This is a genomic window from Solimonas sp. SE-A11 (genome assembly GCF_030345715.1).
GTDB lineage: Bacteria > Pseudomonadota > Gammaproteobacteria > Nevskiales > Nevskiaceae > Solimonas_A.
In genome coordinates, this window is sequence record NZ_JAUASX010000005.1 from 58,259 (window position 1) to 69,427 (window position 11,169).

Consider the following 11,169-nt stretch of genomic DNA (forward strand, 5'->3'; position numbering starts at 1 on the left):
CTGTGGCCGCAGGCAAGAGGCCCTGCCGGGACAGTCCCGGCGAGGCCTCCGATCGGGCCCTGGTCAGGCCAAGTACTTCTGGACCAGCCGGCCGACCTCCGGCACCATCGCCGCGATGTCCTTGTCGGCGCCGCCGCGGAACTTGGCGTAGAGCGACTTGGCGGTGGCGTTCTGGCTGGTGGACATCAGCTGGTCGATGGTCCGGGCCAGGACGGTGGCGGCTTCGTCGCTGTTCTTCTTCATGAAACCGGCGAAGTCGCTGCCGCCGTCCTTCTGGAAGCGTTCGAACAGGGGCTGCAGTTGGGCCGCGAATTCAGGCAGCATGCGAGTGGCGCCGCGCTCCAGGACGTCGGGGCGGCCAGACTTGAGCATGGCCAGGCCGGTCTTGAGGGCCATGCCGGTCAGGCCGCCGCGGTTGGCCAGGGCGCTCTCCAGCAAATGGGACAGATCGGCCACGACCGCGTCTTTCTTCTCCGGGGCCAATAGAATATCGCTCAAGGACTTCATCCGTGGACTCTCGATGACTGAAGACAGGAAGGGCGGCAAGAGTAGCATTTCCTCGCTGAAAACCCGGCCGCTGGAGCGCAACATCGCGATGACGATGCTGGGCCTGGGCGCGGGCAGCAAGATCGTGGCGCACTCCATCGCCAACATCTTCCGCGACGAGTCCGCGCGTGGCCACGCCGACCGCGACTTCTACAAGCGCCAGGCCGAGGTGCTCGCCGACGAGTTGGGCCGCCTCAAGGGCTCGGTCATGAAGGCCGGGCAGATGATGTCGCTCTACGGCCAGTATTTCCTGCCGGAAGAGGCCGTCGACGTGCTGTCGAGCCTGCAGGACGACACTCCGCCGGTAGCCTGGCATGTGGTCCTGCCGGTGCTGGAGCGCGGCATCGGCCGGGACCGCCTGCGCGAGCTGGAGGTGGACGAGACGCCGCTGGCAGCCGCTTCGCTGGGCCAGGCCCACCGTGCCCGGCGCAAGCGCGACGGCCAGGAGCTGGTGATCAAGATCCAGTATCCGGGCGTGGCCGATGCCATCGAGAGCGACATCCGCACGCTGTCACGCCTGCTGATGATGACGCGCCTGGCGCCCAAGGGCCTGGACCTGGAGCCGGTGTTCAATGAGGTGCGCGAGATGCTCCACCGCGAGGTGGACTACGAAACCGAGCGGCATTTCACCCAGACCTTCGGCGAGAAGCTGCGTGACGACCCGCGCTTCGTGGTGCCGCGCGTGTTCGGGGAGTATTCCAGCGACCGCGTGCTGACCACCAGCTTCGAGCACGGCAACCATGTGCGCGACGACGCCGTGCAACGCCTGCCGCAGGCCCGGCGCAACGCCCTGTCCGCGGCTTTCGTGGAGGTGTTCCTGAAGGAGTTCTTCCGCTGGCACATGGTGCAGTCGGACCCGCATTTCGGGAACTACCGCATCCGCCCGGGGGAGGACGGCCAGGATCGCATCGTGCTGCTGGACTTCGGCGCCACCCGCGTGTTCGGCCGTGGCTTCGTGGAAAGCTATGCCGATATCGTGCGCGGTGCCATCCAGCGCGACCGCGACGCCATACTGCGCGGCGGCGTTGATATCGGGCTGATGAAGGCCAGCTTCCCCAAGCCGGTGCTGGATACCTTCGTGCAGCTCTGCGAGACCATCGTGGAGCCCTTCGGCGATGCGGCCCACATGCCGGAGCGGCTGAAGAACGCCAAGGGCGAGTATCTCTGGGGTGCCAGCGACCTGCCGATGCGGGCGGGGCGTATGGCGGCCTCCAATGCCCTGTCGGTGCACTTCAAGGTGCCGCCGCGGGAGATCGTCTTCCTGCACCGTCGCCTGGCAGGGGTGTTCATCATGCTGGCCACGCTGCATGGCGAGCTGAACGCCCGCGACATGCTGCTGAAGTACTTGGGAGAACCCTGAGGGCCGGGGACGGACGATGGCGCCGGCTGGCGCGCTGGGCTAGCATCCCGGCCCTGTTCGAGCGGCAGCCCCCCGCGCCGCAGGTAGATTCACCATGAAGCCGATCCTCGCCACCCTGGCGGCGTCCGTCCTGTTGCTGGCCGCAGTCCCCGCGGCCGCCCGCGTCACCGAAAGGGAGGCGGCCCAGCTGGGCGCCCGCCTGACCCCGGTTGGCGCCGAGAAGGCGGGCAACCAGGACGGCAGCATCCCCGCCTGGGTGCCGGGCAAGCAGCGTGGGTCCCTGGCCGGCGAGTTCTACACCGACCCGGCAGTGGAGGCAGACAAGCCGCTCTACACGATCACCCGGGCCAACATGGCGCAGTACGCGCCGCGCCTGTCGGAGGGCCACAAGAAGCTGCTGGCGGCCCACGACAGTTACAAGATGCTGGTCTATCCCTCGCACCGCCAGTCCGCCTGGCCCGAGCCGATATACGCCGCCACCCGCGAGAACGCCGTCCGCTGCGAGCTGCGTGGGAGCGACGACCTGTACGGCTGCCGCCTGGGCTTTCCGTTCCCGATCCCCAAATCCGGCGCCGAGGCGATCTGGAACCACAAGCTGAAGTGGCGCGGCGAGTCGGTCACCCGCTACAACAACCAGATGATCGTGCAGCCCAACGGCCAGTACCAGCTGACCAAGATCATCGAGGACGTGCGCTTCGTCTATGCCTCGATCAAGAACCCGGTGACGCTGGGGGGCGGGCAGAGCGACTACCTGCACTACATGGCGCGCACCATCGCGCCGCCGCGCCTGTCGGGCACCACGATCCTGGTACATGACAAGGTCGGCACCGGCAGCGAAGGCCGTGCTGCCTGGCTCTATACCCCCACGCTCAAGCGTGTGCGCCGCGCCCCCACGGTCTGCTGCGACAACCCGGCCGAGGGCACGGACGGCAACCAGTTCTACGACCAGGTGGACATGTACAACGGCGTCCTGGAGCGCTACAACTGGAAGCTGCTGGGCAAGCGCGAGATGATCCTCCCCTACGATCCCTACCGCCTGATCAGCCCCAAGACCCGCTTCGCCGACCTAGCCCGGCCCAGGCACCTGAACCAGGATCTGGCCCGCTATGAGTTGCATCGTGTCTGGGTGGTGGAGGCCGAGCTGCGCCCCGGCGAGACCCATGCCTTCAAGAGGCGTCGCTTCTACCTGGATGAGGACGGCTGGGCGATCGCGATGGTGGATAACGACGACAACCGCGGCCAGCTGGTGCAGTTCCAGGAAGGCCACATCGGCTTCGGCTACAACATCTTGGCCACCTCGGCGGCGCCGGAAGTGATCTACCACTTCGGGTCCGGCCGCTACTTCATCACCACCCTGTTCAACGAGGACAAGCCCTACGACTTCACCCAGGACTACCGTCCGGACTACTTCAGTGCCGCCACGGTACAGAAGCGGGCCACCCGGTAGGGCGATGAGGCCACCGTTCAGGGGACATTCAGCCCCTGTTGCAGTGCGATGAAGTTTCAGGCGTAACCCCCTGAAATTTGTTGGCGCTCCAGGGGATTTGCGCTAGCATCCCCAGCACTCGGTGCCCTTGGGTCAAATTTCTCCGCCAGCGGCAGCCATCCGAAATAACCAGACGAGGAGATGTTCCCGATGAAGAAAACCCTAGCATCAGTCCTTGGCGTCGCTGCCCTGTGCCTGACGGCGCAGGCGGGTGCCAAGGTTCCTGCCGCAGAGGCGGGCAAACTCGGTACCGAGCTGACGCCCGTCGGCGCCGAAAAGGCCGGCAACGCCGACAAGACCATCCCGGAGTGGACCCCGCGTGCCCGCACCGGCGCCCTGAAGGGCGAGTGGCCGAACGACCCGGACGTGGACGCCCAGAAGCCGCTGTTCACGATCACCAAGGCCAACATGGCGCAGTACAGCGCCAAGCTGACCGAAGGCCACAAGAAGCTGCTGTCGAGCTATGACAGCTACAAGCTGAACGTGTATCCGTCGGTGCGCAAGATCGGCTGGCCGGAAGAAATCTACGCCGCCACCAAGGCCAACGCCACGACCTGCGAACTGGTCAACACGGAAATCCTCAATGGCTGCAAGCTGGGCTTCCCGTTCCCGATTCCGAAGTCCGGCGCCGAGCCGATCTGGAACCACAAGCTGAAGTGGCGCGGTGAGTCGGTCACCCGCTACAACAACCAGATGATCGTGCAGCCGAACGGCCAGTTCCAGCTGACCAAGATCGTCGAGGACGTGACCTTCGGCTACGCCTCGCTGAAGAACCCGACCGAGCTCAAGCCCGGCCAGGGCGAGTTCCTGAAGTACCTGTCCAAGACCGTGGCTCCGCCTCGCCTGGCCGGTACCTTCATTCTGGTGCACGAGAAGATGGGCACCGGCGCCGAAGGCCGTGCCGCCTGGCTCTACTCGCCCGGTCTGAAGCGCATCCGTCGCGCCCCGACGGTCTGCTGCGACAACCCGTACGAAGGCACCGACGGTCACCAGTTCTACGACCAGGTCGACATGTTCAACGGCGCCCTGGAACGCTACAACTGGAAGCTGATCGGCAAGAAGGAAATGTACATTCCGTACAACTCCAACAAGATTGCCGGCAAGGGCACCAAGTACAAGGACCTGGCCAAGCCGAAGCACCTGAACCAGGACCTGCCGCGCTATGAGCTGCACCGCGTCTGGGTGGTCGAGGCCGACATCAAGCCGGGCACCAGCCATACCTTCAAGAAGCGTCGCTTCTACCTCGACGAGGATGGCTGGACCATCGCCGCCGTGGACGACTACGACAACCGCGACCAGCTCTACCAGTTCCAGGAAGGCCATATCATCAATGCGTCCAACCTGCTGGCGGCGACGACGGTGCCGGAAGTGATCTACCACTTCACCTCGGGCCGTTACTTCATCACCGCCGCGTGGAACGAAGACAAGCCGATCGACGCAACGGCCAGCTTCAACGCCGACTACTTCAGCGCGGCCTCCGTGCAGAAGATGACGACGAAGTAAGCTGCAAAGAGCATCAGCGACAAGAAAGGCCGCCGGGCGATACCCGGCGGCCTTTCTCTGTTCAGCGTGACGATAAGCGAGCCGTGCAAAGCGGCCGGGGATGGGATGGGATGAAGTACGACGAAAAGCTCGATTACGACAAGCCGATCGAAACGGTGCTGCAGATGTACACCGACCGCAGCTACTTCGAGCGCAAGTACCGCGACTCTGGCGCCTGGGACGTGGAGGTGCTGGAACACGAGAAGACCGACAAGCGCTTCCGCATCAAGTGCCGATTCAGCATGAAGTCCGACGCACCGCTGCCGGATTTCGCCAAGAAGTTCATCGGCGAGTCGGTGTCGGTGGTGCAGCAGGACGCCTGGGACCTGGAGAAGCGGACCGGTCGTATCGACACCGAGATCAAGGGCGCCCCGGTGAAGGTCTTCACCGAGATGCAGCTCAAGCCCGCAGGGCAGGGTTGCGCCAATCACCTGGTCTGGAACGTTTCCTGCGGTATCCCGCTGATCGGTGGCAAGCTGGAGAAGGTGCTGGCCGAAGACCTGCAGGCCAAGTCGCGCACCGACTACCAGGTCAGCCTCAAGATCCTGCGCGATTACTGACATGAGTCCCGCACCCGATCCCGGACTGCCGCCGGGCGGCGAGCCGCCCAGCCTCTGGCAGACCATTGCCAGTGTGGCTGCCTCGTTTTTCGGGGTCCAGAGCTCGAAGAACCGGGAGCGCGATTTCACCAAGGGCAAGCCGCTGCACTTCATCGCCGTGGGCCTGGGCATGACCCTGGCTTTCATCGGGGTGGTCTGGATCGCCGTGCGCCTGGCCCTGCGCAGCGCCGGGCTCTAGCCGGACTGAACCACCGTTCCTCCCGGCGGGTATTGCCCATCCCCCCGGTTCCGGGGCATAAAGGGGGCTAGCGCGCCGTCCGAGCGCGCGGAATATTCGGGAGGAGACGAGATGGCAGTCAGTCATGGCTTGCGCGTGCTGGCCCTGGGTGTTGTGGCCCTGGGCGTGGCAGCGGGTTCATCGTGGTTCGGGCTCCAGCAGCAGAAGCTGGCTGCGGCCTCCGCCGCCGACCTGGCCTTGTACGAAGCGGCCCAGGGCCGCACGCCCCTGGTCCTGACCAGCAACACCACGGCCTCGGACGGCGAGGTCGATCTCGGCAACGTCTCGGGCAAGCTCGTGGTGGACCAGCAACTGCTGGTGCCGCGCCGACTGGCGGGCGGCCGGGAGGGTTTCGACCTGTGGCTGGCGCTGTCCTATACGCCCGGCGAGGGCGATGCCAGCGAGGCGGGCGAGTTCATCATCATCAATCGTGGCTGGATCAGCGCGGCTGACAGCCGTGACCCGGCCAAGCTGGCCCTGTCCTCGGCGGAGGTCCAGTTGTCCGGCTACTGGGTGTCCCTGCCGCTGGCGAGCGATCATGAGGTCAGCCGCGAATTCTGCCTGGAGACGAGCTGGCCCAAGACCCTGGCCAGCCCGGACCCGAGCTTTGGCGACATGAAGTGCCTGTTCAACTCCCAGCAGATCGCACAGGGCCTGCTGATGCTGAGCACCGACCTGGGAGACGGACTGGACCGCGACTGGGTCGGCCAGCGCCAGGCCGTGGTGAAGGGCTTCCAGGCGATGAGCTATGCCGGCTTCGGCGGTGCCGCGCTGGTGCTGCTGCTGTGGCTGCTCCTTGCGATCTTAGGCAAGGCCAAGCCCAAGGCTCCGGCCTCCGCCGCGCCGCTGGCCGCCGCAGCTGAAGGCGGCCAGGCTGCCAAGCCCCAGAATCCGCACGCGCCGCTGGGCAAGCTCCAGCGCTAGCACGCAACCGGGGAGCGGCCGCCGCCGCTCCCCGGTGTTGGGTTCCTGCCTATTTCTTGCCGCGCAGGCCCTTGAGCCGGTAAAGCTGCTCGAGCGCCTCGCGCGGCGACATCGCGTCCGGATCCAGCTGGTCCAGCAGACGGTCACTGTCCGAGTCCGACGGGCCGAACAGCGACATCTGCGGCACCGCGGCCGCGGCTGCCTTGGCCGAGGGTGGCGGCTCGCGGCCTTCCAGCTCCAGCAGGTGCGCGCGGGCGCTGCGGATCACCGGCGCCGGCACGCCGGCCAGCTGCGCCACCTGCAGGCCGTAGCTGCGGTTGGCGGGGCCTTCCTTGACCTGATGCAGGAACACCAGCCGCTCACCGGCCTCTGAGGCGTACTCCGCGGCGTCGAGGTGGGCATTGGCCACGCCCGGCAGCTCGTCGGCCAGCGCCGTCAGCTCGAAGTAATGGGTGGCGAACAGCGTAAAGGAGCGCAGCTTGGCCGCCAGGTGCTCCGCTACCGCGCGGGCCAACGAGAGGCCGTCGTAGGTCGAGGTGCCGCGGCCGATTTCGTCCATCAGCACCAGGCTCTGTTCGCTGGCGTTGTGCAGGATGTTGGCGGTTTCGCTCATCTCCACCATGAAGGTGGACTGGCCGGAGGCCAGGTCGTCGGCGGCACCGATGCGGGTGAAGATGCGGTCGATCGGCCCCAGGCGCGCTGACTCGGCCGGCACGTAGCAGCCGGCATGCGCCAGCAGCACGATCAGCGCGGTCTGGCGCATGTAAGTGGATTTACCGCCCATGTTCGGGCCGGTGATCACCAGCAGGCGGCGGCTGTCGTCCAGCACCAGGTCGTTGGGCACGAAGGGTTCGCGCAGCGTCTGCTCCACCACCGGATGGCGCCCGCCGCGGATTTCCAGGCAGGGCGTGTCCAGCAGTTGCGGTCGGCTCAGGTTCAGCGCGCGTGCGCGCTCGGCGTAGCAGGCCAGCACGTCCAGCTCCGCCAGGGCCTGCGCGGCTTGCTGCAGCGGCCGCAGGCGCTGCGCCAGCTGCTCCAGCAGAGCATCGTAGAGTTCCTTCTCGCGCGCCAGCGCGCGGTCGCGGGCCGACAGCACCTGGTCCTCGAACTTCTTCAGCTCGTCGGTGATGTAACGTTCGTAATTGGTCAGCGTCTGGCGGCGCGTGTAGTCGGCCGGAATCTTGGCGGCGTGGGTCTTGCCGACCTCGATGTAGTAGCCATGGACACGGTTGTAGCCGACTTTGAGGGCGTCGATGCCGGTGCGGGCACGCTCGCGCTGCTCCAGGTCCACCAGGAAGCCGTCAGCGTTCTCGGACAGCTGCCGCAGGTGATCCAGGGTCTCGTCATGGCCAGTGCGGAAGACGCCGCCGTCGCGCGCCAATAGCGGCGGTGTGTCGGACAGCGCGGTGGCCAGCAGCGCGGCGGTGTCGCCGTGGTCGCCCAGTTCCTGGCGCAGCGCGCCGACCAGCGGCGCCTCCAACGACTGCACCGCGGCCACCACGGTGGGCAGCGCCTGCAGGCTGTTGGACAGGCCCAGCAGGTCGCGCGGGCGCGCCGAGCGCAGCGCGATGCGCGCCAGGATGCGTTCGATGTCGACGATGTCGCGCAGGGAGTCGCGCAGGCCACGGTCGGCGGAGTCTTCCAGCAGGCTGGCCACCGCCGCGTAGCGCGCTTCGAGCTGCGCGTGGTCTCGCAGCGGGCGCGTCAGCCAGCGGTGCAGGGCGCGCGCGCCCATCGGCGTTACGCAGCTGTCGAACACGCTGAGCAGCGTGTAGTCGTGCTGGCCGGAGAGCGAGCGGTCGATCTCCAGGTTGCGCCGCGAAGTGGCGTCGAGGATCAGCGCCTCACCGGCAGTCTCGGTACGCAGGCCGGTGACGTGGGGCAGGGCGGCCTTCTGTGTCTCCTGGACATACTGCAGCAGCGCGCCGGCCGCGGCGATGGCCGCGGGCAGTTCTTCGCAGCCGTAGCCGCGCAGGTCGCGGGTGGAGAACTGCGCGGTGAGCAGGCGGTAGGCGGAAGCGGTATCGAAGTGCCAGACCGGGCGTATCCGTGCCGGGAAGCCGCCCCAGTCCGCGTCGCCGCCGTCGGCCGCCAGCAGCTCGCTGGGGCGCAGGCGCTGCAGCTCGGACAGCAGGTCGCCGCGCCGCGCCGCCTGCAGCACGGCGAAGCGGCCGGTGGACAGCTCCAGCCAGGCCAGTCCGAAACCATCCTTGGTTTCCGCCACGGCCGCCAGCAGGGTCTGGGTGCGGGCGTCCAGCAGGGCCTCGTCGGTGGCGGTGCCGGGGGTGACGATGCGCACGACCTCGCGCCGTACCGGCCCCTTCTCCACGCCGACCTCGCCCACCTGCTCGGCGATCACCGCCGACTCGCCGGCCTTGATCAGTCGCGCCAGGTACTGCTCGACGGAGTGGTGCGGCATGCCCGCCATGACCACGGGCTGGCCACCGGATTCGCCGCGCTGCGTCAGCGTGATGTTGAGCAGCCGCGCCGCCTTGCGCGCGTCGTCGTAGAACAACTCGTAGAAGTCGCCCATGCGGAACAGCACGAGCGTGTCCGGGAACTGCGACTTGATGCCGAAGAACTGCTGCATCAAGGGCGTGTGTTCGCTATAGGGCGTGGCAGCGGTCATGTGCGCGAGGACTCGAACAAATCGGCCATCCAGCCGCGGCCGCCGCGGCGCAGCAGCGAGGCCGCATAGAGCAGGACCAGCAGGACCAGGCTGACCTGTTGCAGCAGGCTGCCGCCGTGGTCGTGAAGGTGGGGGATCGTGGTCTGCATCGGCGGTGCCAGCAGGTTCACCGCCAGACCGATCGCTACCGCGCCGGCGGCGGTGATCGCCGCAAAGGCCAGGGCATGGCGGCGGCCGTGGATATTGGCCAGCACGCCGAAAGTGGCGACGTTGGTGGCCGGGCCGGTCAGCAGGAAGGCGATACCCGCGCCGGGCGAGACGCCAGCGGCGATCAGCACCGCCACCAGCGGCGTGGCGGCGGCGGAGCAGACGTATATCGGCAAGCCCAGCGCGGCGAACACCAGGACCTCGATGCCATCCGGCAGGTCGGACCAGAGCACGCCCTCGGCATAGGGCAAGGCGAAGGCCGCCAGCGCGATACCGGCGACGATCCAGGCGGCGGTGTCGTCCACCAGGTCCACCAGGCCGCTGCGCAGTGCGCGCTTCAGGCGCGGCTCAGGCGCGGCGACCGGGGCGGGTGCCGGCATGCCGCAGCCACAGCACGCCGCGGGAGCGGCCGGCGCCGGAGCATTGCTGCGCAGCAGCCGCGCCAGCGTGTAGCCGATGAAGCCGGCCAGCAGTGCCGCGCAAACCACGCGCAGCAGGGTCGCCTCCCAGCCCAGCAGCGGCAGCGAGACGAACAGGGCGGTGAGGCCGACCTCCGGCGTGGCGATCAGGAAGGCCGTGGCCGCTGCCACCGGCACGCCACGCTGGATCAGCGACTGGTAGAGCGGCAGCACGCCGCAGGAGCAGAGCGGCAGCGGCAGGCCCAGGGCGGTGCCGCGCAGGGCTTGCGCCCCCGGGCCGCCGCCAGAGAGCCAGCGCACCCAGCGTTCCGGCAGCTCACCGGAGACGAAGCCGCCGATCAGGTAGGCCAGCAGCAGGGCCGGGGCCGACTGCAGCGCCAGCGACAGGAAGCGTTCGTCGAAGCCGGAGTGTCCGGCTTCGTGCGCATGAGCATGGGCGCCGCCGATGATCAGCAGCGCACCCACCGCCACCAGGTTGCCCAGGCCCTCGTAGGGCGGGCGGCTGGCCTGCTCGGCGGCGTGGTCGTCCAGGTGCGGGCGGCCGAAGACCACGTGCAGGATCGAGCCGGCGACCAGGGCCTGGAACCAGGCGCTGGCCTGCAGGCCCATGACGGCATTGAGCTCGATACCCCAACGGTAGCCGGCGATGGTGCCCAGGCACATGGCGCCGATGGCCAGCGAGGGCAGCAGGGCCCCGAACACCGGCGCCATCAGCCACCAGACCACCAGGCCTACCGGAATGCTGTGGATTGCCACCGCCAACGCCAGGGCCTCGTGTCGATGCAGGGCCTCCTCGCCCAGCGGCGACAGCGCGGCGCCGTCGGCCATGCTGTGCAGCACCAGGCCCAAGATCGCCAGCGCCAGTGCAGCGATATGGGCACCACGGCGGGCGCGGCTCAGCAGGTGTTCGAAGATTGTGGGGCCCAGCAGGCCCAGCAGCAGGAAGGCCGCGCTCCAGGGGCCGCCGTCGACCACGGCTCCCGGTACCACGTCCAGCAGCACCAGGCCGGCGATGCTGACCAGCACGAAGCCGTCGAGGAAGGCCAGCAGCGACGGGCGCTTGTGGGCCACCGCGTAGATCAGCGGACCGGCGAGCAGCGCAGCGAGCGTGGCGAGGAGCAGCGCGAGATGCATGAAAAAGTGACGGAGGCCACGTAGGGGGTTAACAGAAGGGGGGCATTATCCCATAGCATTCGGGGGGCAATGGAGAGCCATTAGA

Annotated in this window: 9 protein-coding genes; 6 read left to right on the forward strand and 3 right to left on the reverse strand. The window is 67.7% G+C overall.

Annotated features, from left to right (window positions below; all coding sequences use genetic code 11):
* Positions 1-63: 63 nt before the first annotated feature.
* Positions 64-498 (reverse strand): hypothetical protein, encoded by a 435-nt coding sequence (locus tag QT386_RS07855; RefSeq protein WP_289273199.1) that lies wholly within the window; start codon positions 496-498, stop codon positions 64-66.
* Positions 499-520: 22 nt separating this feature from the next.
* Between QT386_RS07855 and QT386_RS07860 the strand changes: the two genes are divergently transcribed.
* The 6 genes from QT386_RS07860 to QT386_RS07885 all read left to right on the forward strand — a co-directional run bounded on the left by QT386_RS07860 (position 521) and on the right by QT386_RS07885 (position 6,695).
* Positions 521-1,906, forward strand: coding sequence for an AarF/ABC1/UbiB kinase family protein (locus QT386_RS07860; protein ID WP_289273200.1), 1,386 nt, complete (start codon positions 521-523; stop codon positions 1,904-1,906).
* Between the two features lie 94 nt (positions 1,907-2,000).
* Positions 2,001-3,353 carry a DUF1329 domain-containing protein gene (locus tag QT386_RS07865; protein ID WP_289273201.1) on the forward strand — a complete coding sequence of 451 codons (1,353 nt, stop codon included), beginning with the start codon at positions 2,001-2,003 and terminating at the stop codon, positions 3,351-3,353.
* 189 nt (positions 3,354-3,542) lie between these two features.
* On the forward strand, positions 3,543-4,895 hold the full coding sequence (locus QT386_RS07870) for a DUF1329 domain-containing protein (RefSeq protein ID WP_289273202.1): 1,353 nt from the start codon (positions 3,543-3,545) through the stop codon (positions 4,893-4,895).
* Positions 4,896-5,005: 110 nt separating this feature from the next.
* Complete coding sequence (locus tag QT386_RS07875; RefSeq protein WP_289273203.1) at positions 5,006-5,494, forward strand: DUF2505 domain-containing protein; 489 nt, start codon at positions 5,006-5,008, stop codon at positions 5,492-5,494.
* Between the two features lies 1 nt (position 5,495).
* Positions 5,496-5,732: a DUF2970 domain-containing protein gene (locus tag QT386_RS07880; protein WP_289273204.1), complete on the forward strand. Its 237-nt coding sequence runs from the start codon at positions 5,496-5,498 to the stop codon at positions 5,730-5,732.
* Between the two features lie 111 nt (positions 5,733-5,843).
* The gene (locus tag QT386_RS07885) at positions 5,844-6,695 is read left to right on the forward strand and encodes an SURF1 family cytochrome oxidase biogenesis protein (RefSeq protein WP_289273205.1); all 852 of its coding nucleotides are present in this window, start codon (positions 5,844-5,846) and stop codon (positions 6,693-6,695) included.
* 49 nt (positions 6,696-6,744) lie between these two features.
* Here the strand turns inward: QT386_RS07885 and mutS are convergent, their stop codons facing one another.
* Both mutS and QT386_RS07895 read right to left on the reverse strand, forming a co-directional pair.
* Positions 6,745-9,324, reverse strand: a complete 2,580-nt coding sequence (gene mutS, locus QT386_RS07890; RefSeq protein WP_289273206.1) for a DNA mismatch repair protein MutS — start codon at positions 9,322-9,324, stop codon at positions 6,745-6,747.
* Complete coding sequence (locus tag QT386_RS07895) at positions 9,321-11,084, reverse strand: permease (RefSeq protein WP_289273207.1); 1,764 nt, start codon at positions 11,082-11,084, stop codon at positions 9,321-9,323. The genes mutS and QT386_RS07895 overlap by 4 nt, the downstream gene beginning before the upstream one ends.
* Between the last annotated feature and the right edge of the window lie 85 nt (positions 11,085-11,169).

What these genes read in the sequence shown, in the direction of transcription:
- QT386_RS07860 (WP_289273200.1), top strand. Translation starts at nt 521, where the DNA reads ATGACTGAAGACAGGAAGGGCGGCAAGAGTAGCATTTCCTCGCTGAAA.
- QT386_RS07865 (WP_289273201.1), top strand. Translation starts at nt 2,001, where the DNA reads ATGAAGCCGATCCTCGCCACCCTGGCGGCGTCCGTCCTGTTGCTGGCC.
- QT386_RS07870 (WP_289273202.1), top strand. Translation starts at nt 3,543, where the DNA reads ATGAAGAAAACCCTAGCATCAGTCCTTGGCGTCGCTGCCCTGTGCCTG.
- QT386_RS07875 (WP_289273203.1), top strand. Translation starts at nt 5,006, where the DNA reads ATGAAGTACGACGAAAAGCTCGATTACGACAAGCCGATCGAAACGGTG.
- QT386_RS07880 (WP_289273204.1), top strand. Translation starts at nt 5,496, where the DNA reads ATGAGTCCCGCACCCGATCCCGGACTGCCGCCGGGCGGCGAGCCGCCC.
- QT386_RS07885 (WP_289273205.1), top strand. Translation starts at nt 5,844, where the DNA reads ATGGCAGTCAGTCATGGCTTGCGCGTGCTGGCCCTGGGTGTTGTGGCC.
- mutS (WP_289273206.1), bottom strand. Translation starts at nt 9,324, where the DNA reads ATGACCGCTGCCACGCCCTATAGCGAACACACGCCCTTGATGCAGCAG.
- QT386_RS07895 (WP_289273207.1), bottom strand. Translation starts at nt 11,084, where the DNA reads ATGCATCTCGCGCTGCTCCTCGCCACGCTCGCTGCGCTGCTCGCCGGT.